Origin of the sequence: Sinomonas terricola (assembly GCF_034931225.1) — a bacterium.
Classification (GTDB): domain Bacteria; phylum Actinomycetota; class Actinomycetes; order Actinomycetales; family Micrococcaceae; genus Sinomonas; species Sinomonas terricola.
Genome location: NZ_JAYGGQ010000013.1, coordinates 1 through 20052 on the forward strand (window position 1 = coordinate 1; position 20052 = coordinate 20052).

Here is a 20052-nt window from a genome sequence, read left to right on the forward strand (position 1 = left end):
CCGCGATGCCGTGCTGTTTCTCCGTCCGCTGTGGCCCGCCAGCGGATTCCTAGCCTGCGTACGGGTCCGCGATGCCGTGCTGTTTCTCCGTCCGCTGTGGCCCGCCAGCGGATTCCTAGCCTGCGTACGGGTCCGCGATGCCGATGTACTGCGTCGTCGTGTACTCCCCGATCCCCTCGGCGCCGCCCTCGCGGCCGAGGCCGGACTGCTTGACTCCGCCGAACGGCGCGGCCGCGTTCGAGATGACGCCCGCGTTGAACCCGACCATGCCGTACTCGATCTGCTCGGCCACGCGGAACATGCGCGCGTAGTCGCGGGTGTACAGGTACGAAGCGAGGCCGTACTCGGTCGCGTTCGCGAGCCGGATGGCGTCCTCCTCGGTCTTGAACGTCGTGATGGGGGCGACCGGGCCGAAGATCTCGTTCTTGAGGATCTCGGCGTCGTTCGGGACACCCGCGAGGACGGTCGGGGCGTAGAAGTAGCCGTCGCCGTCGACCGGTGCGCCGCCCGTCGCCACGCGGGCCCCTGCGGAGACCGCCTCGGTCACGAGCGCGTGGACGTCCTTGCGCGCGCCGCCGTCGATGAGCGGGCCGACCTTCGAGTCCGCCTCGGTGCCACGCCCGAGCTTGAGGCCGGCCATCGCCGAGGCGAACTTCGCGGTAAATTCCTCGGCGACCGATTCCTGAACGAGGAAGCGGTTCGCGGCCGTGCACGCCTCGCCCATGTTGCGCATCTTGGCCGCCATGGCGCCCTCGACGGCCTTGTCCAGGTCCGCGTCCTCGAAGACGATGAACGGCGCGTTCCCGCCAAGCTCCATCGACGTGCGGAGGACGTTCTGGGCCGCGTCGGCGAGGAGGCGGCGGCCCACCGGGGTCGAGCCCGTGAACGAGATCTTCCGCAGGCGCTGGTCCTTAAGGAGCGGTGCGGAGATGCCCGAGGCCGACGACGAGGACACGACGTTCACAACGCCGGCCGGCACCCCGGCCTCCTGGAGGACGGCCACGAAGAGCTGGGTCGTGAGCGGCGTGAACTTGGCCGGCTTGATGATCACCGTGCAGCCGGCCGCAAGCGCGGGGCCCACCTTGCGGGTCGCCATCGCGAGCGGGAAGTTCCACGGCGTGATGAGGAGGCACGGGCCGAGCGGCTTGCGCTGGACGAGGATCTTGTTCTTGCCCTCGGGGGTCGTGACGTAGCGGCCGTAGTCGCGCACGGCCTCCTCCGAGAACCAGCGCAGGAACTCCGCACCGTACGTGACCTCGGCCCGGGATTCGGCGAGCGGCTTGCCCATCTCGAGGGTCATGAGCAGCGCGAAGTCGTCGGCCCGCTCGGTCACGAGCTCGAACGCCCGGCGGAGGATCTCGGCGCGCTCGCGCGGAGCGGTCCGGGCCCACGCGGCCTGGGCGGCGTCGGCGGCGTCGAGCGCGGCGAGGGCGTCCTCGCTCGTCGCATCGGCGAGTTCGAGGAGGGTCTTGCCTGTCGCGGGATCCTCCACGGCGAAGGTCTTGCCGCCCGTGGCGTCGCGCCACTCGCCGTTGATGAGCAGGCCGGTAGGAACGCGGGCAAGCAGCTCTGCTTCGCGGTCGGGGGTGACAGACGTGATGTCAGACATGTCGGTTCCTTTCGCCATGCGGGACTCAGCACCGGGTCCCTGGGTTCTCTTCCACGCTAGGCTCTCCCGCCCGCGGGTGTCTACGCACGCCTGCACCATGCCCGTGCGAGTTCACTGTTCAGCTGCACAAGAGGAAACCGCGAGATTCCGGGCTTTCCGCCTATGCTCAGCGGGCGGCGAGGACCGCGGCGTACAGCTCCCGCTTACTCGCGCCCACGTCCCCCGCGACGGCGGCAACAGCGTCCTTGAGGCGAACGCCGCCGGCCACGAGCTCGTTCACGGCCTCGATGAGATCCTCGGTGTTCGCGGGGGCCGATTCCCCCGCACCCTCGACGACGACGGCGATCTCGCCCCGCACGTCGTGGTCCGCCGCCCACGCCGCGAGCTCACCAGCCCCGGCCCGGAGCACCTCCTCGTACGTCTTTGTGAGCTCGCGGCACACTGCGACGCGCCGATCCGCGCCGAACCCCTCGGCGAGCGCGGTGAGCATCGCGGCGAGCCGGTGCGGCGCCTCGAAGAAGACCATCGTGCGCCGTTCCCCCGCGAGCTCGGCGACCCGTGCAGCCCGCTCCCCGGCCTTGCGGGGAAGGAAGCCTTCGAAGCAGAAGCGGTCGGTGGGCAGGCCCGAGAGCGCGAGAGCCGTGAGGACAGCGGACGGCCCGGGCACCGCGGTCACCGTGAGGCCTTCCGCGACGGCAGCCTCGACGAGGCGATACCCCGGGTCCGAGACGCTCGGCATGCCCGCGTCGGTCACAAGCAGCACGGTGCCGCCGGCACGAACGTCGTCGAGGAGCTCGGCCGTCTTCGACGCCTCGTTGTGCTCGTGGTAGCTCACGACACGTCCGACGGGCTGAACACCGAGGCCCTGGACGAGGCGGTGCAGGCGCCGCGTGTCCTCGGCCGCGATGACGTCCGCCTCCCCGAGCAGCTCGACGAGTCGCCGGCTCGCGTCGCCGAGGTTGCCGATGGGGGTCGCCGCCAGCACCACTCGCCCGGATCCGGCCTCTGTTTCACGCACCAGCCCAGCCTACGCCGGTAGCATGGGCCGGGATGAGCGCAGCCACGGACACCCGCGAACCGCAGCTCGGCTGGAATGCCCGCAGACGGTGGATCGCCGCCCCGGTCCCCGCAGCGGAGACGGTCCGCGAGCTGCGCGCGCGCCTCCTCGGGCCCCTCGACCGTTGGCGCGACTGGCCGCGCGTCGAACGCACCCTCTACTGGGCCATCCCCCTCGCTTCGGCGCTCATCGCGGGGATCCTCCGGTTCACCGACCTGCAGCGCCCGCACTCGCTCATCTTCGACGAGACCTATTACGTCAAGGACGCCTACTCGTACCTCCAGTCCGGCTACGAGCGGAACTGGGGGGACAGCGCGAACGAGAAGTTCCTCGTCGGCGATTTCAGCGGCCTCCAGTCGACGCCCGAGTACGTCGTGCACCCGCCCGTCGGCAAATGGATGATCGCGTTCGGCATGTGGCTCTTCGGGCCGTCGAGCTCGTTCGGCTGGCGCTTCTCGGCAGCCCTCGTCGGAACGCTTTCTGTGGCCCTCCTCGCGTGGGCCGCCTACAAGCTCTTCCGCTCGGCCGTCCTCGCAGGCACTGCCGGCCTTCTGCTCGCCGTCGACGGCCATCACCTCACGATGTCCCGCATCGGCATCCTGGACATCTTCCTCTCCTTCTGGCTCCTCGCCGCCTTCTGCGCGCTGCTCAAGGACCGCGACGACGGACGACGGCGGCTCGCGGCTCGGCTCGGGCGGCTCGCCCGCCCGGATGGCCGCCTCCCCGCGACGGCGCTCGCGGCGGGACCGTGGCTCGGCGTGCGATGGTGGCGGATCGCCGCGGGCGTGTGCCTCGGCCTCGCGGTCGGCGTCAAATGGTCGGCCCTCGCGTTCGTCGCGGCGTTCGGGCTCATGACGGTGCTGTGGGACGCGTCGGCGCGCCGCCGGGCGGGGATCCGCGCGTGGCTGCCCGCCGCCGTCGTCCGCGACGCCCCGCTCGCCGCGGTGAGCATCGTCGTCGTCGGCGGACTCGTCTACCTCTCGACGTGGACGGGCTGGTTCCTCTCCGCGGACGGCTACTTCCGGCATTGGGCCGAGACGCATCCCGATCCGCTGTGGTCGTGGATTCCCGCCTCGCTCCGCTCGCTCGCGCACTACCACCTCGAGGCGTACTCGTTCCACACGGGCCTGAGCGCATCCCACCCGTACGCGTCGAGCCCGTGGAGCTGGCTCGTGCAGGGGCGGCCGACGTCGTTCTACTACGTCGAGCCGAGCGACGGCTGCACGGCGGGCCATTGCAGCTCCGCAATCCTCTCGGTCGGCAACCCGCTCATCTGGTGGGCCGCGACGGCAGCCTTGGCCGTCGGGGTGCTCATGTGGGCCGGCCGGCGCGACTGGCGCATCGGCGCGGCACTGTGCGGGGTCGCGGCGGGCTACCTCCCGTGGTTCATGTACCCCGAGCGCACGATGTTCGCGTTCTACGAGGTCTCGTTCGAGCCGTTCCTCATCCTCGTGCTCGCGTACGTGCTCGGCCTCGTGCTCGGACGCCCCGCGGACCCGCCGTGGCGCCGGCAGGCCGGGCTCCTCGGGATCGGGGTCTACCTCGTGCTCGTCCTCGTCGTCTCGGCGTACTTCATGCCGATCTGGACGGCGCAGACCATCCCGTACGGCGAGTGGCGCCTCCACATGTGGATGCCGAGCTGGGTGTGATCCGGGCAGGATGGGCCGCGTGAGCACGCCCTCGGACGCCGTGGGCGCCGTCGATCTCCTCCTCGCGCGCGCCGAGGCGGCACCGGGCCGGGCCCTGTTCTCCGTGCACGGGGACGGCGGCCCGCGGAGGGTGACCGCTGCGGAGTTCCTCGCCCAGGTCCGCTGGCTCGCGCGCGGGCTCGTCGCGGCGGGGCTCGGACCCGGCGAACGCGTCGCCGTCCTCTCCCCCGCAACGTTCGAGGCGCACCTCGCGGGCACAGCCGTCTGGTATGCGGGCGGTGTGACCGTGCCGATCGACGCGTCGGAGGCCCCGGCGCACGTCGAGGCGATCCTCGCGGAGTCCGGCGCGACCCGGGTCTTCGCCGCCCGCGAGCTCGCGGGCTCGCTCTCCGCGATGCTCGGCGCCTCGGCAGTGCTCGGCGACCGCCTCATCCCCGTGACGCTCCTCGCGGTCGAGGGCGACGGCGGGACGCTCACGAGCCTCGCCGGGCCGGGGCAGGGAGTGAGCGACGCCGAGCTCGAGCGGCATCGGGCCGCCGTACACCGGGATTCCCCCGCCGTCATCCTCGCCCGGCCAGAGTCCTGGGCCGGCGACCCGCCCCCGCTCGCCTCGCCCCAGATGACCGTGACGCACGGCGCCCTCGCGCGCCTCGCGGCGCCCCTCGTCTCGGTCCTCGCGGCACGCACCGCAGAGCCGCGCGCCGTCGTCGCACTCCCGCTCTCGCACCCCCACGCGTCCGCTGCCGGGGTCGCGTGCCTCGCCGCGGGCGCGTCGCTCGCAGTCCCGGGCGACGCGGCCCTCCCGGCCGCCGATCCGACGTTCGTGCTCGGCTCGCCGCGGCTTTTCGAGGAGCTCTTCGAGGGCGCGGCCCGCTCCGGTGGCCCGCGGCGCCGCGGGCGATTCGCGCGTGCAGCGGCCATCGCGCGGGCGCATTCGGAGGCGGACGACGGCGGCGCCTCGCCCGGCGGGGGCCCGCGAGGGCGGCTGCGGCTCGCCCACGCGATGTGGGAACGCCTCGCCTACCGGCGCCTCCGCGAGAGCATGATCGGGGCGTCGCTCGAGACGGCGGCGTACAGCGGCGGGACGCTGGATCCGGACCTCGCGCACTTCTTCCGCGGCATCGGGGTCCCGATCGTCGGCATTGAATCGATCGTCGACGACGGCGCGCTCGGTTCCTGAGCGGGCCTCCCATCGTCCACTCGCGAGCGTCTACTCACGAGCCGCGGCGCCCTCCGCCTCCGCGGAACGCCGCTTCATGGGCCACGCGAAGATGATCATGAGCGAGCTCACCACGAGGACGAGCACGCCGATCGCGATGGCCGAGTCCATCCAGAACTGGGATGGGAAGAGCCGGATCAGGGTGTCGGAGAGCTGGAAGCTCCAGTTCCCCTGCGAGAAGAAGATCCGGTGGAAGTCGGTGAAGAACTGCTGCCAGCCGAGGAACGCGAGGACAGCGAGCCCCACGACGAGCAGGAACGTCACAATCGCACCCGCGAAGAGGCCGCGGCCGAAGGCGCCCCGGCGCTTGCGCAGCACGAGGTACGCGACAACGAAGAACGCGAGGAGCAGAACCCCCGCGCCGTACGTCGAGAGGATCACGAGCTTGACGTCAGCCATGTGGCTGACCTCGGCATCGGTGAAGAGGGCGCTGCCCGAAGGCAGCACGAGGTCGCCAAGGTAGCGGCGGCCCGCGAAGTTGGAGAGGTAGTCGACGGCGTACGAGCCGTACGTGAGGCGATCGTCCGCGGAGAACCCGTACCCGTCCCCCGGGAAGCCGGGGCGGAAGTACTCGAGCCACAGGAACGCGGGCGTCGCGATGACCCGCACCGCCGCGATGAGGAGCAGGAACGGCAGGAAGATCGCCATGAGCACCTGAAGGACGCGCGGCGCCACCGGCCGCGCGCTCGCCGCGGCGTCGCGCTGGGCTGCGCGGCGCGCCACCTGGTCCTCCGGCGGGCGGACCTGCAGGGCGCTCGTGGGCGACGGCTCAAGATGCGCCGTCCCCGACCGCTCGGGGGCTGTGGCTTCGAGAGTCGGATCCCCGGGGGCCTCGGCTTCGTGCCCGGCGGGCGCGGAACTGGCCTCGGCCGTGGTCCCGGCCGGCGAGGGCTCGGCCCGATGAGCGGCCGGAGCCGACGTCGAGGCTGCTGCGGTCCTCATCCAGTCGAAGGCGGGCTCGTCGGTGTCCTGGGAATCGTCCAGGTTCACCTCCGGCCGCAGCTCATGCCTGTCTTCAGTCACGTCCATCATCCACTCACGCTGCTGAGGGGCCCGCACATGACGAGCCCGATCGGGTCTGTCCTGTGTCCCACGGTAACCGCTTGCGCACGCCCAGAGCGGGCAGGACGCAGTCCTGTAGCCGAAGCGTTATCGGTATTCCGGCTGATCTCGCGGGGATCTCGCCTGCCCCGCATGCGGACCGGCGGCCCCAGTTCCCTCGTGCGCTCAGCTATTCGCGTACTGGGCCCACGGGATGTTCCAGTCCCCGAAGCCGTCGTCGAAGTTGGCGAAATCGCCCTGGGTGTTGATGATCTGAACGACGTCGCCCGCCGTCATGTTGTTGAAGACCCACGAGGCGCCGTCCGGCCCGAGGCCGATGCAGCCATGCGAGACGTTGATCTGGCCGAGGTACGGCATGGCCGTGTCCGTGGCCTGGTGGATGAACTCGCCGCTCGGGGTGAGGCGAGTCGCGTATTCGACGTCGAGCTCGCCGTAGTTGGCCGGGTCGCCGGGCTTGAGGCCGATCGACGCCGCGACGAAGTGCGCCTTGCGCTGCTTCTCCATGAGCACGAGGTAGCCGCGCGCCGAGGGGAAACGTGTATCGCCGAGGGTCGCAGGCCACGTGTGGACCGGCTGGTCGTTGATGTACGCCGTGAACGTGTGCGCCTGCGCGTCCGCGACGGCCGTGCGCTTGTCCCCGATGTGCACTGTGTTGGTCTTCGAGAAGTTGCCGATCTGGCCGTTGCCGAGGTCCACCCCGAAGAGGTCCATCTTGACGGTGATCGTGCTGTTCGCGGCCCAGAAGCTCTCGGGTCGGTAGCGGACCATCGTGTCGCTGAACCAGTGGAACGCGCCCGCCTGGCCCGACGTCGATGTGACCGTGATGGCTTTCTCGACGGCCTTCTTGTTCTTCACGGGCTCGCTGAACGTGAGCTGGATCGGCTGGGCGACGCCGACGCTCATGCCGTCGAGTGGGTACATCGCCGCATCGGCCTCGTTCGCCGTCGCGACGGTCGCGAACGTCGACGTGGCCGTCGACGTACGCCCCGCCGAGTCGAGCGACGTGTAGCTGAGCGTGTACGTCGAGTTGAAGGCGAGCTGGCCGCTCGAGGTCCACACGGTCTTCTCAGGATTGAGGGTGCCGTCGACGTTCTGCCCCGACGATGAGCGGAGGCTCGCGTTGTCGAGCGTCCCGTTCGTCACTGTGACGGTCACGGGCGCGGCCGGGTTGACCTCTTTCGCGCCCGCAACCGGCGTCGTCACGGTCGTCGCCGGCTTGACGACGGGGAAGGCCGTGCCCGGCTGGCTGCGCACCGCCGTCGTCGCCTCGGAGCCGATCGGCGCGGCCTGCAGCGGGCCGACGGCGGCGAACGTGCCCCCGAGCCCCGCGACCGCGAGCACAGCCACGAGCGCGACGATCTTGCCGACACGCGAGCGCTTGCGAGTCCCGGGCACGTCCCCCATGTTTTGCATGCTTTCTATGCTAAATCAGTAGCGGTAGTGATCTGCCTTATAGGGCCCGGCCACGTCGACGTCGAGATAGTCCGCCTGGTCCTTCGTGAGCTCCGTGAGCTCGACGCCGAGGGCATCCAGGTGGAGGCGCGCGACCTTCTCATCGAGGATCTTCGGGAGGACGTAGACTTCCTTCTCGTAGCTGCGCTCCGCCTCCGGCTGATCCCGCTTCGTCCACAGCTCGATCTGCGCGATCGTCTGGTTCGCGAACGAGTTGCTCATGACGAACGAGGGGTGGCCGGTCGCGTTGCCGAGGTTGAGGAGGCGACCCTCCGAGAGCACGATGATCGAGTGCTCGCCGCGGCTGTCCTGACCGTCGTGCGCCTCCGTCGCCGGGAAGACCCACTCGTGCACCTGCGGCTTGATCTCAACCTTGCGGATGCCCGGGATCTTCGCGAGGCCAGCCATGTCGATCTCGTTGTCGAAGTGGCCCACATTGCCCACGATCGCCTTGTCCTTCATCGCGGCCATGTGCTCGGCCCGGATGATGTCCTTGCCGCCCGTCGTCGTGATGAAGAGGTCGCCCTCGTGCACGACGCTCTCAAGCCGCACCACCTGGTAGCCGTCCATCGCGGCCTGGAGAGCGCAGATCGGGTCGATCTCGGTCACGACGACGCGCGCGCCCTGGCCGCGGAGCGCCTCCGCGGCGCCCTTGCCGACGTCGCCGTAGCCGCAGACGACGGCGACCTTGCCGCCGATGAGCACGTCCGTCGCCCGGTTGATGCCGTCCGGGAGGGAGTGGCGGATGCCGTACTTGTTGTCGAACTTGCTCTTCGTGACCGAGTCGTTGACGTTGATCGCCGGGAAGAGGAGCTTGCCCTGCTCGGCAAGCTGGTAGAGGCGGTGGACGCCCGTCGTCGTCTCCTCCGAGACACCGCGGATCCCCTTCGCGATGCGCGTCCACTTCTGCGGATCCTGCGACTGCCCCGCGCGGAGGACGTCGAGGATGATGCGGTACTCCTCGGGATCCTCGTCGGTCGCCTGCGGAACCGCGCCCGCAGCCTCGAACTCGACGCCCTTGTGCACGAGCAGCGTCGCGTCGCCGCCGTCGTCGAGGATCATGTTGGGGCCGAGCTCGGGGTTCGTGTCAGCGCCAGGCCACGTGAGGATCTGCTCGGCCGTCCACCAGTACTCCTCGAGCGTCTCGCCCTTCCACGCGAAGACGGGCACGCCCTGCGGGTCTTCCGCGGTCCCGGTCCCGACGACGACGGCCGCAGCGGCTTCGTCCTGCGTCGAGAAGATGTTGCACGAGGCCCAGCGGACCTCGGCACCGAGCGCCACGAGCGTCTCGATGAGGACGGCGGTCTGCACGGTCATGTGGAGCGAACCCGCGATGCGGGCGCCTTCGAGCGGCTGGGACTCGCCGAACTCCTCGCGCAGCGCCATGAGGCCGGGCATCTCGTGCTCGGCCAGGCGGATCTGGTGGCGGCCGGCCTCGTGGAGCGAGATATCGGCAACGCGGTAGTCAAAGGTCACTTGGGGGACTCCTGGGTGAGGGCCGGCGGGAGCAGCACGGGGATGCCGTCGTCGATCGGATAGCGCGGAACGACCCCGTCGGGCCCCGCGGCGCTTGCGACAAGCTCCTCCCCTTCCTGCACGAGCGCAGTTCCGGTGATGGGGCACCGGAGCACGGCAAGGATCTCAGGGCTGAGCAGCGGCGAGCTGAAAGACGGCATGGATCCCAGATTACCGTCCCGCCCAGCATCGACTGCTCCGTAAGTGTCGTTATGAGGCCTCATAACGACACTTACGGAGCAGTCGATGCAATGTCAGAGCTGGTCGGGCAGGATGCGCAGATGCCGGCCGGACGCGACGTCGACGCCAGCGGGAGGCGAGAGGAGCGGCTGGGATTCGCGCGGCGTGCGCTGGGACGCCTCGGCGGGCGCGACGTCGTCGTCCGCTCCCCCGCTGCGCACCGCCTCGGCGAGGGCCAAGAGGTCGTCGGAGCTCGGCTGGCGGGCCGGGAGCGCGAGCCGCAGGACCTCCCAGCCGCGGGGAACCGTGAGGCTGCCGGCATGCTTCGCACACAGGTCGTAGGTGTGCGGCTCGGGGTAGGTCGCGAGCGGGCCGAGCACGGCGGTCGAGTCCGCGTAGACGTAGGTCAGCGTGGCCACCGCGGACTCGCGGCAGGCCGAACGGGAACAGAGGCGGACTTCACGCACAGCCAGTACCCTACTCCGCGGCGCGCGGGCGTGAAGGCAACGACTCGGCTTCGGCGCCGAGGACTCGGTTAGCGCGCGGCCGAGGCCCGGACTACAGTCGATATATGCAGGATCGTTCCACCCCGGGCCCGGGCTTCGGCAATCCAGACTCCGGGTCTTCTGGGTTCGGCGCGGCCAGTTCGGACGCACCCGGGCTGAGCATCCGCTTGGCTCCCCCGGCCGGCGAGCCGGGAGCCGGGCGCCGCCGCGGCTTCCGCGAGCGCCGCCGCAACCGGCACGGACGCGGGCTGCGCGGAGAAATCATGCCCTCGATCCTTCCCGGAAGCCGCACGCGCGGGGAGCGGTTCGAAGACTGGGTGCTCGACTCCGCTGACAGGCTCCAGGAGCTGCGTGGCAGCGAACTCGACAACGTCGAGTACGTCATCGAGGAGATCCCTCCGGGGCTCGAGAAGCTCCTCCGCGAGGGCGGGCGCCCGCCGCAGGGCAGCGTCTCGCGCGCGGCGAAGGGTCGCCCCGCACGCATCACCATCTACCGTCGGGTCGTCGAGACCGAAGCGCCCACGGTGGCCGAGGCACAGGACCTCGTGCACGACGTCGTCGTCGAGTACACCGCGGCGCTCCTCAACGTCGCCCCCGAGACTCTCGACCCGTACTACCGCGGCTACCGCTGACCAGGCCGCATCCCCGAGTTCAGTACCCGAGCGTCACGGGGAGCGACTGGCGCCCGCCGGCCGCCGGGAGGATCGACGCGACCGAGATGCCGGTACCGTCGCCCCCGAGAAGAATCGAGCCGTACGCCGGATCCCCGGAGGCCGAAATCGAGTACGCGACGGGCTTCGCGCCGTCGACCGTGTCGGGCACCTCGAGGGTCGCTGTCGTGCTGCCCGCGAGGTCAAGGGAGACGGGCGCGTGGAGCTTGCCGTCGGCTGTGACCGGCACCGCGGTGACCTTCGCACGCCCGTCGGGCGCCGAGAACACGAGGGTGCGGGAGCCGGCGTCGCCCACGGGAACAACGTGGCCGTCGCCGAGGCGCGCCTGCGCGCCGGAGACCGCGAAGTCGAGCGGATCCTTGTCGCTCGTGCCCTTGACCATGCGGACGCTCGCCGTGAACGAGACGTCGGAGGACGCCGCGACCGAGTACTTGCCCGCGGGCACCCCCGCGAGCGGGATCTCCGTGACGGTCCCCGCCTTGGCCGTGAACACGGCACCTGAGGGCAGCGTCACGGGTCCGTCCGGGCCAAAGACCCGCACCTGCACGACGGCGTCGTTCGCCCCCGGGACCGTGACCTGGAGGGCCGCCGTCGCGTCGTCGAATCCGCGGTGTGACGCGAGATCCCGGGCGGCGGCCGGGTCCTGGAGCTCGATTCCCGTCGTGACCTGCCGGTTCGAGGGGCCGCCCACGGGAGTCAGGAAGTCGACGCCGCCCGGCGTGAGCCCGCGCAGCGCGCTCTGCTGGATGACGGCGGCCACAGGCCCGCCGGAGCTGCGCACGTGCACCGAGACGTTCCGCTGCCCCGGGACGAAGCCGCCGAGGACGAAGGACTTCGTGCTCCCCGGCGGGATCTGGATGCCGCGGCTGCCCGCAGGCGGCTGGCCGAGCGGCTGGTCGCCGAAGAAGTCGAGGTTCACGGTCGACGGCGTGGTGGTCGGATTCGAGAGGTACAGAACCGACGTGCGCCCGACGAGTGTGCTGGCCCCGCCGAGCCACAGATCGTTCGCCGGCGCGGCGCACGAGGCCGCGGCGATGCCGCGAAGGTCGCCGTCGTCCGCGCTGTAGCGCAGGAGCGCAGCCGCGGAGGACGGGCGCCCCTCGAGCGCGGAGGCCGCGAGCAGGGAGGGAGCGGTCGACGCGCGGGATGCCACGGCGGCGGGCGGGGCCGCGGGCGGCGCGGCGGAGGCGTCCTTGCCGTCCGAGACCTTCTGCTGGACGGAGCCGTCGATGCCCGCGATCGTGCTCGACGGCATCGCCCCGGAGGGCTCGCCGATCACGGCCGCGGTGAGCTGGCTCGACGCCGACTTGCTCGCCGGGCTGAACTGGGGGTCGCCCTGAACCGGAGTCCCGCGGAGCAGCTCCGCGGGACCGGGGCAGACCCCGATGGTCTGGCCGACGGGAACGTCGACGGCCGGAGGCGTCCCCGGTGCGAGGGCCGGCGACTGCGGCACGGTCCCGCCCGCGACGGCGAGACCCGTGCCTGCGGCGAGCACGACGACGCCGGCCGCCACGCCGAGCGCGCGGCGCACGAGCCGCGTCGTCGAGGTTGGCTTAGACGCGGGCGTCATCGGTGCTCCTTGAGGGGTCGGCGTCGCCAGCCCGGGCGCCGGGCTCCGCGGGGTTGGTGTGCGCTGCTCGGGCCTCGGGCTCATGGGCATCGGGCTCGGCAGGGTTGCGGGATCCTCGTGGACCGTCCGGCACTGGGGCCTCGCGTGGCTCCCGCACTGCGGCCGGCTGGCGACGCTCGGCGGCTCGGGCCTTCGCCCGGCGCCGGTCGGCTGATCCGCGGCCGCGAGCGGGACGCCGGCCCGCGTCGGGGCGCACGCGGGTCGGGACGGCCGTGAGCACCGCAATGACGATCACGAGGGCTGCGAGGATTCCGAGCGGCAACGCAGCCGGCTGCTCGTACCGGACCTCAAGCCTGCCGCCCGAGGCCGGGAGCGTGAAGGCCTGCGACCACCCCTGCGTCGTCGCCGTGAGCCTGCGGCCGTCCACCCACGCGGACCAGTGCGGGTCGCTGCGCTCCGCGAGCACGAGAAGGCGCCCTTCGGGCCCGGCGGAAAGGCTCGCGTCCACGCTCTCGACGCCCGAATCGACGTAGCCGAGCACAGCGCCCTTCGAGTCGACAATGCTCGCCCGGTGGGCGATCTCGAGCTGCTTCGCGGCCTCCTGGCTGCGGGGGGTCACGCGCCACAGCCACCCGACGTCGGTCTGGCCGACGGCGACGAGGCCCGGGACGGCGTCCATCTGCCCCGCGGTCACGGCGTCCCCGCTGTCGCGCTGCTGGAGCACGACGAAGCCGACGCCGAGGGCGTCGAGATCCGCACGGGGATCCACTCCCGACGAGCTCGAGACGATCGCGACGACGCGGCGTACGGCGGCCTCGGCGGGATCGTCCGTGGCGATCCGCTCGGCACCGAGGCTTCCGATGACCCGGCGTGACGAGGCGACGGCGGAGAGCGCGTCGAGGGTCGTTCCCGAGCCGCGCATGAGCGCGGCCGTGTAGCCGCCTTGAGGCGTGCTCCGCAGGACGAGGGTCTTGGTCTGCTGGGTTCCGAGGCCGAGGTCGCTCGCCGTCGCGGGAAGCGTTCGCGCGCGGCTCGGCGCCACGGAGAGAGGGCTTCCGAGGCTGCCAGCCGGCGCAGCCGCGGGCGTGAGGCCCGCGGCTGCCCACCGGGCGAGGTTCGCCGCCGGTCCCGCGATGAAGATCGCGAGGGCGAGGACGATCACGGCGCCGACCGCGGCCGCGGATCGCCCACCGGTCCGTGCGGGAACCGCGTGGGCGCGGGCGTCGCGCCGCTCGAAGACGGCGTCGGCACCGAGCACCGCGGCAGCGAGGAGGGCGAGTACGCCGACCCCGACGGCCGGGCCCGCGAACGGCGCCACAAGGCTGTCCCCCGAGACGGAGGTCGGAACCCGGCCGAGGAACCATGCAAGGGAGAGCGCGACGACGGCGAGCAGTCCCGCGACCCGGGCCGACGCGCCGCGCCGCCCCTGGAGGCCCACGATTGCTGCCGCGGCCGCGACCACGAGCGGAACCCCCAGGACGAGCGCGAGGACGAGCGCCCACGGGACGCCCGCGGGCAGCCAGCCGAATCCGCGGATCCCCGAGGCCGCGTCGAACGCCGTGGGCTGGCCGAGCACGAGCTGCCACGGAGCGGCCGTCGTGGAGGCCAGCGGCACACCGGGATCGGCGAGCCAGGCGCGGGGATTGTCCTGCGAAGAGAACCACAGCGGAAGGAAGAGGGCGACCGACGGGAGCAGCGCGAACCAGAGCGAACGCGCGCGCCCGCGCAGGGCGACGCTCGCCCCGAGCACCACGACGGCCGCGAGCGGCAGAAGGCTCGGCGAGCCCGCCGTCGCCCCCGCGAGGGCGAGGCCGCCCGCGGCCGCCGCGGTCCAGGACGGCACGCCGCCCGAGCCCGGGAACGGTGTGTGGGAGGGCCCCGACGTTCCCCGGATGCGGGCACCGCCGACGGCGCGCAGCATGCCGAGCGCGGCCCACGGCACGAGGACGTGGGCGACGACGGCGCCGAGCCGCCCCTGCGCGACGGCCTCCTGGAGGGACGGCGCGGCCGCCCACACGAACGCCGCGACGATCCGTGGCCAGCGATGGGCTGTGAGGGCGGTCGCGAAAGCCCACGCGCCGAGCGCCGCGAGCGCCGGGGCGAGGATGAGGGTCCAGGCGACAGGGTGATTCGCGTCGCCGAGGCCGAGGATCCCGAGGAGCCACAGGACCAAGTCGAATGGATCCGCGTGGCCCGGCTGCCCCGAGCCGAGCGCGACCCACCACGAGACAGCGTGCTGCCAGACCGTCCCGAGCCCCGTCGCGACGGGCAGGAGGGCGCCGCCCGCGACGGCCTCGGCGCCGAGCAGCGGGAGCAGCGCGAGGATTGAGCCTGCGAGAGCGAGTCCCGTCACGACGACGGCGCCGGTTCCGGCCCAGCCCTTGGCCGAGACCGCGAGGGACGCGAAGTCGTGGTCCGAATCGCCCGTCGGCTCGGAACGGTTGTCATCGCTGCCCGTGCCGTCGCCGATGATGCGCTCGGGATCCGCGTAGTCGGCCTCAAGGTGGGCCCGGCGGTATGACCAGATGTCCTCGCGGGACGCCCGGACCCCCTTCACGGTTCCCCGGACCACGGCACGCGTCCTCGCGGCCCTCCCACGGCCGCGGGCGAGCGCGCCGATCCCGACGAGGGCGGCAAGCGAGCCGCCGAGGCGGGCAGCACCGTCCGCGGGCTCCTTCGTGATGAGGCCCGACGCGAGGCTCCAGAGCCCGCCAAGGATGGCGGCCACGAAGTGGAACGGGAGGGCCCACGGCGAGGTGTGCTTGAGCCGCGTGTACACCTCTGCGCGGCGCTGCGCGAAGGGGCTCGGCGTGTGGTCCTCGCGCTCGGCGGCCGAGCGCATGCGGGCAGAGGGCACGACGACGACGCGGTGCCCCGCGAGGCGCGCCCTCCAGCAGAAGTCGACGTCGTCTCCCGTGGCCGGGAGCGCGGGGTCGAAGCCGCGCAGCGCGTCCCACACGTCGCGTCGCACGAGCATGCCCGCCGCGCTGACGGCGAACATGTCGCTCCGGTCGTCGTATTGGCCCTGGTCCTGCTCGTCGTCGTCGATGAGGGACAGCCGCTCGGCCCAGCGGCTCGCGTAGAGCCCGACGTCGACGAGCCTCCGCGGATCGTCCCACGCCACTTGCTTGCACCCCGCGACCGCGACGGCCGGGGCACGCTCTACGGCGAGCAGCAGTTCGGCGAGCGCGTCCGGCTCGGGCGCAGCGTCGTCGCGGAGGAGCCACAGCCACTCGTTCGCGGGGTCGGATCCTGCCGGGCGCGGAACGGCGGCCAGAGCCGCAGCGACGGCGGCGCCGAAAGATTCGCGCGCGGCGACTACGGCGCCGTCGCCCATCGCTTCGCGAAGGATCTCGCCGGAGCCGTCGCGCGAGCGGGCGTCGGCGCCGACGATCACCTCAGGCCGCCGACGCTGCGCGCCCACCGCGGCGAGAGTCCGCGGGAGGTAGGCTGCGCCGTCGTGCGCGACGACGACTGCGGTGACGTGCACGCTGTCCAGGATCAAACCGCCCGCTTGCGCAGCCGCCGGCGCTCGCGCTCCGAGAGGCCGCCCCAGATGCCGAAGCGCTCGTCGTTCTCGAGCGCGTACTCGAGGCACTCTGAGCGGACCGTGCACGAGCCGCACACCTTCTTCGCGTCCCGCGTCGATCCGCCCTTCTCGGGGAAGAAGGCCTCGGGGTCGGTCTGGGCGCACAGGGCGTCTGCCTGCCACGCGAGTTCGCCCTCGACCGGCGCCGACGGGCGCAGGAGGGCGACCCACACGGGATCGGCCGGGCGCGCGGCGGGCTTGCGGTCGAGGAGCGAGACGACCTCGGCGTCGGTCTCGTCGTCGTCCTCGTCGTCCGGTTCCGCCGCCTCGTCGGAGGCCGCGTGCTCGGCCAGGAAGGCCGTCGCCGCGTCATCGAGTGCGGCCGCGGACATCTCGCGGTAGCGCTCCTCGGCGTCGGGGTCGGCAGGGTCCACGAACCAGTCGGCCGGAATGCCCCGCGACTGATAGGCGCTCATAGCCTGCTCTTCGGATGCTGCGTCGTTCTGGAAACGCTCCGTCTGTCCCACGGTGCTCCTCCTCGGTGGTCGTCTGCGCCGGCCTGCCAGTCTGGCTCCCGCTGCCGGAGGGCTCTCCCGGCGCGGCCCCCAATCGCCGTCGCAGTTGCTGTCCGGTTCTAATTACACCCGTGTAACTACACGGCGGTCAAGTGCAGGCGGGGAATTGTATCCACCCGAATTCGAGAGTACGGTGTTCGCCACGCCCGGGCGCGCGGGAGGCCCGTCCCGCCCCCCGACGCGCCAGAATGGATTCATGGAATCGACGGCCCCCGCCACTGTCTCCGCCCTGCTCCACCGTCTGCGCGGCGGCAACTCGTCCGCCCCAAGGCTCACGTGGTACGGCCCCGGCGGAGAACGCGTCGAGCTCTCGGGCCGAGTCCTTGACAATTGGGCCGCGAAGACCTCCAACTTCCTGGTCGAAGAGCTCGACGCCGAGCCCGGCACCCCGTTCCGCATCGACGTGCCCGCGCACTGGAAGAGCGCCGTGATTGCCCTCGCGGGATGGCAGGCGGGCGGCGTGCTCGTCGACGAGGATGCCGACGTCGTCTTCACGTCCGGCTCCTCCGCCGATCCCGCCGTGGACCTCTCGGCTGGGTCCGGGACGGCGCGCGTGGCCGTCGCCCTCGGTGCGCTCGACCTCTCGTACCCGGGGCAGCTCGCGCCCGGCGAGCTCGACTACGCGGCGCTCGTCCGCCAGTTCGCCGATTCCTTCGATCCGTTCGATCCCCCGTCGGCGGACGACGGCGCGGCTCGCCTCGATGGGGAGCAGTTCACGCAGGCGGAGCTGCTCGGGCGGTTCGCGACGCCCGCGACGCCGGGGGCCCGCGTGCTCGTCGACGCCTCCCGCCCGCTGCGCGACGTCCTCGCAGCTCTGCTCGGAGTCTGGGCAGCGGACGGCTCCGCCGTCCTCCGTCACGCCGAGGTCCCCGACACGCCGCGCCTGCGCGAGGCGGAACGGATCACGGAAGGCTGAAGGCTAGCCCTCGGACTGCTCGCCCGGGCCTCCGGGCTTGGCGGCCGCGACCGCCGCCGTGGGGTGCGGCTCGAAGATCTCGTGGTCGCCCTCGTAGCCGGGTTCGGCGTCGAGCTCCACGTTGAAGACCCAGAACCGGTACGCGAAGAAGCGGAAGATCGTGCCGAGCACGAGGCCCACGATGCTGCCCGCAACAAAGATCGAGACCTTGTCCGTCATGAGCAGGATGTACTTCGTGAACGCGACGCAGCCCGCCGCGATGAGCAGGCCCACACCGTTCATGATCGCGAACAGGATGGCTTCGCGGACCACGTTGGCCTGCTTCCGGTGCCGGAACGTCCAGTAGCGGTTCGCGACCCACGAGAAGATGCTCGCCACGACCGTCGCGATCGACTTGGCCCAGACCTCGCTGCTGTGGAGGGGCCCGTTGAGGAGCCCCACGAACACGGCCGAGTCGACGACGAAGGCGACGCCGCCGACGAGCCCGAACTTCGCCACCTCCCGCCAGAAAAGCGAGACAAGGCCGCGCAAGCGCTCCGAAATGGCGTTGATCATGTTCCTCCGGGACTGGTTCTACGCATCGGCCTCGCGGAAAGTCGCCGGCCCTCGTGGCATCCTCCTACCGGTTCCTGATAGGTGCCTGGCAAGCCCGCGAAGGGCAGCTCAGGCGAGGACGCCCGAACCACCATTCTATCCTTGACCCGCATCGCCCAGGGCGCGGCGGTGCGGATTCACAGGTCGCGGGGCCCAGTTCGGTAGGCTTGGCGGGTGAGTTTCCCTGTGATCGGCGTCGTCGGAGGCGGCCAGCTGGCGCGCATGATGGCCCCTCCCGCAACCGCCCTCGGGCTCGAGCTCCGCGTCCTCGCGGAAGCCGAGGACGTCTCAGCCGTGCCAGCCGTCCCAGAGGCCCCCGTCGGCGACTACCGCAGCCTCGAGGATCTGCGCGAGTTCGCGCAGGGCGTCGACGTGCTGACGTTCGACCACGAGCACGTGCCGACCGAGCACCTCCTCGCGCTCATGGCCGAGGGGGTCAACGTCCAGCCCGGGCCGGCCGCGCTCGTGCACGCCCAGGACAAGCTCAAGATGCGCTCCGCCGTCGAGCGCCTCGGGCTCCCCAACCCGCGGTGGGCGGCAGTCCACCACGTCGAGGACCTCGTCGCGTTCGGGGACGAGATCGGATGGCCGATCGTCCTCAAGACCCCCCGCGGCGGCTATGACGGCAAGGGCGTACGCGTCCTCGGCTCGTCCGCGGACGCCGCGGCCTCGATCGACTGGTTCGGCACCATGACTCCGCTCCTCGCCGAGGAGATGGTCACGTTCGCGCGCGAGCTCTCCGTGCTCATCGCGCGCACCCCGAGCGGGGCCTCCCGCGCCTGGCCAGTCGTCCACACGATCCAGGTCGACGGCGTGTGCGACGAGGTCATCGCCCCGGCGCCGGGCCTCGACCCGGCCGTCGCGGAGGCAGCGCAGGCCGCGGCCCTCGCGATCGCGACAGACCTCGGCGTCACGGGCGTCATGGCCGCCGAGCTCTTCGAGACCCCGGGCCGCGGGCAGGGATTCCTCGTCAACGAGCTCGCGATGCGGCCGCACAACACGGGGCATTGGACCCAGGACGGCTGCGTCACGAGCCAATTCGAGCAGCACCTCCGCGCCGTCCTCGACCTCCCGCTCGGCAGCACTCGCGTGCTCGGCGACTGGGCCGTCATGAAGAATATCCTCGGCGGCGCGAACGGCGATCTCTACGGCTCGTACCCTGCCGCACTCGCGGCGGAGGACGCCGCGAAGGTCCACACCTACGGCAAGTCGGTCCGCCCGGGGAGGAAAATCGGGCACGTGAACCTCGTCGGCGGCCCCGGCTCGGATCCCGGGGACCTCAGGGCCCGGGCCTCCCGCGTCGCCGCGGTCATCCGCGATGGCGCCGACGCCCCCGACAACGCCGATGCCGCAAAGGAGAGCGCATGAGCACCGCCCCACACCCCGCCGAGGCCCGCCCGCTCGTCGGCCTCGTGATGGGCTCCGATTCCGACTGGAACGTCATGGAGGCCGCCGCCGAGGCGCTCGACGAGTTCGGGGTCCCGTTCGAGGCTGACGTCGTCTCGGCGCACCGCATGCCGCACGAGATGGTCGCCTACGGCGCGTCCGCGCGCGAGCGGGGGCTCCGGGTCGTCATCGCAGGCGCGGGCGGTGCCGCGCATCTTCCCGGGATGCTCGCGTCCGTCACGACGCTCCCCGTGATCGGCGTGCCCGTTCCGCTCAAGACCCTCGACGGCATGGACTCGCTCCTCTCGATCGTCCAGATGCCCGCTGGCGTGCCGGTCGCGACGGTCTCGATCGGCGGCGCGCGGAACGCGGGGCTCCTCGCGGTCCGCCTCCTGGCCTCGGGCACCGATGAGCTCGCCGAGCGCCTCGCGGGCCAGCTCTCGCGCTTCGCCGACGAGCTCAACGAGACGGCGTCGCGCAAGGGCGCGTCCCTCCGGCAGAAGGTGGCCGAGGTCTTCGGCCGGGAGGCAGCAACTCCGGGGGAACCCGGGTAAGGGGGCCC

General features: G+C 71.8%; 17 protein-coding genes. 6 read left to right on the forward strand and 11 right to left on the reverse strand.

All coding sequences use genetic code 11. The features are described 5' to 3' along the window. Positions 1-115: 115 nt before the first annotated feature. Together SPF06_RS15750 and rsmI are read right to left on the reverse strand one after the other, a co-directional pair. Complete coding sequence (locus SPF06_RS15750; RefSeq protein WP_323280081.1) at positions 116-1609, reverse strand: NAD-dependent succinate-semialdehyde dehydrogenase; 1494 nt, start codon at positions 1607-1609, stop codon at positions 116-118. A gap of 166 nt (positions 1610-1775) precedes the next feature. Beyond that, the gene (gene rsmI, locus SPF06_RS15755; RefSeq protein ID WP_323280082.1) at positions 1776-2627 is read right to left on the reverse strand and encodes a 16S rRNA (cytidine(1402)-2'-O)-methyltransferase; all 852 of its coding nucleotides are present in this window, start codon (positions 2625-2627) and stop codon (positions 1776-1778) included. Positions 2628-2659: 32 nt separating this feature from the next. Between rsmI and SPF06_RS15760 the strand changes: the two genes are divergently transcribed. Next, positions 2660-4315, forward strand: a complete 1656-nt coding sequence (locus SPF06_RS15760) for a dolichyl-phosphate-mannose--protein mannosyltransferase (RefSeq protein WP_323280083.1) — start codon at positions 2660-2662, stop codon at positions 4313-4315. Positions 4316-4334: 19 nt separating this feature from the next. Continuing rightward, positions 4335-5495, forward strand: coding sequence for an AMP-binding protein (locus tag SPF06_RS15765; protein ID WP_323280084.1), 1161 nt, complete (start codon positions 4335-4337; stop codon positions 5493-5495). 30 nt (positions 5496-5525) lie between these two features. Here SPF06_RS15765 and SPF06_RS15770 read toward each other — a convergent pair whose 3' ends face one another. From SPF06_RS15770 to SPF06_RS15790, 5 genes are all read right to left on the reverse strand, one after another. After that, on the reverse strand, positions 5526-6563 hold the full coding sequence (locus SPF06_RS15770; protein WP_428985784.1) for a TIGR01906 family membrane protein: 1038 nt from the start codon (positions 6561-6563) through the stop codon (positions 5526-5528). 198 nt (positions 6564-6761) lie between these two features. Further along, entirely contained in the window at positions 6762-8009 is a 1248-nt protein-coding gene (locus SPF06_RS15775; RefSeq protein WP_323280086.1) for a L,D-transpeptidase, read from the reverse strand. 15 nt (positions 8010-8024) lie between these two features. Beyond that, on the reverse strand, positions 8025-9524 hold the full coding sequence (gene ahcY / locus SPF06_RS15780) for an adenosylhomocysteinase (protein WP_323280087.1): 1500 nt from the start codon (positions 9522-9524) through the stop codon (positions 8025-8027). Then, complete coding sequence (locus SPF06_RS15785) at positions 9521-9724, reverse strand: Trm112 family protein (RefSeq protein WP_323280088.1); 204 nt, start codon at positions 9722-9724, stop codon at positions 9521-9523. Before SPF06_RS15785 ends, ahcY begins: the two co-directional genes overlap by 4 nt. A gap of 93 nt (positions 9725-9817) precedes the next feature. Next, positions 9818-10210 carry a DUF3499 domain-containing protein gene (locus SPF06_RS15790; protein WP_323280089.1) on the reverse strand — a complete coding sequence of 131 codons (393 nt, stop codon included), beginning with the start codon at positions 10208-10210 and terminating at the stop codon, positions 9818-9820. 104 nt (positions 10211-10314) lie between these two features. On the opposite strand from SPF06_RS15790, the gene SPF06_RS15795 reads away from it, so the two are divergent. Beyond that, entirely contained in the window at positions 10315-10881 is a 567-nt protein-coding gene (locus SPF06_RS15795) for a metallopeptidase family protein (protein WP_323280090.1), read from the forward strand. A gap of 19 nt (positions 10882-10900) precedes the next feature. On the opposite strand, the gene SPF06_RS15800 is transcribed toward SPF06_RS15795, so the two are convergent. The 3 genes from SPF06_RS15800 to SPF06_RS15810 are packed head-to-tail and all read right to left on the reverse strand — an operon-like array spanning position 10901 to position 16546. Continuing rightward, positions 10901-12490 (reverse strand): DUF5719 family protein, encoded by a 1590-nt coding sequence (locus SPF06_RS15800; protein ID WP_323280091.1) that lies wholly within the window; start codon positions 12488-12490, stop codon positions 10901-10903. Beyond that, positions 12474-15980 (reverse strand): glycosyltransferase family 2 protein, encoded by a 3507-nt coding sequence (locus SPF06_RS15805; protein ID WP_323280092.1) that lies wholly within the window; start codon positions 15978-15980, stop codon positions 12474-12476. The genes SPF06_RS15800 and SPF06_RS15805 overlap by 17 nt, the downstream gene beginning before the upstream one ends. An 11-nt stretch (positions 15981-15991) precedes the next feature. Continuing rightward, on the reverse strand, positions 15992-16546 hold the full coding sequence (locus SPF06_RS15810) for a WhiB family transcriptional regulator (RefSeq protein ID WP_323280093.1): 555 nt from the start codon (positions 16544-16546) through the stop codon (positions 15992-15994). 244 nt (positions 16547-16790) lie between these two features. Between SPF06_RS15810 and SPF06_RS15815 the strand changes: the two genes are divergently transcribed. Then, positions 16791-17510 carry a TIGR03089 family protein gene (locus SPF06_RS15815; RefSeq protein WP_323280094.1) on the forward strand — a complete coding sequence of 240 codons (720 nt, stop codon included), beginning with the start codon at positions 16791-16793 and terminating at the stop codon, positions 17508-17510. A gap of 3 nt (positions 17511-17513) precedes the next feature. Here SPF06_RS15815 and SPF06_RS15820 read toward each other — a convergent pair whose 3' ends face one another. Continuing rightward, the gene (locus tag SPF06_RS15820) at positions 17514-18065 is read right to left on the reverse strand and encodes a GtrA family protein (protein WP_323280095.1); all 552 of its coding nucleotides are present in this window, start codon (positions 18063-18065) and stop codon (positions 17514-17516) included. A gap of 213 nt (positions 18066-18278) precedes the next feature. Here SPF06_RS15820 and SPF06_RS15825 point away from each other — a divergent pair, with 213 nt between their 5' ends. Continuing rightward, positions 18279-19472, forward strand: coding sequence for a 5-(carboxyamino)imidazole ribonucleotide synthase (locus SPF06_RS15825; protein ID WP_323280096.1), 1194 nt, complete (start codon positions 18279-18281; stop codon positions 19470-19472). Then, positions 19469-20044 carry a 5-(carboxyamino)imidazole ribonucleotide mutase gene (purE, locus tag SPF06_RS15830; RefSeq protein ID WP_323280097.1) on the forward strand — a complete coding sequence of 192 codons (576 nt, stop codon included), beginning with the start codon at positions 19469-19471 and terminating at the stop codon, positions 20042-20044. Before SPF06_RS15825 ends, purE begins: the two co-directional genes overlap by 4 nt. Positions 20045-20052: the final 8 nt, after the last annotated feature.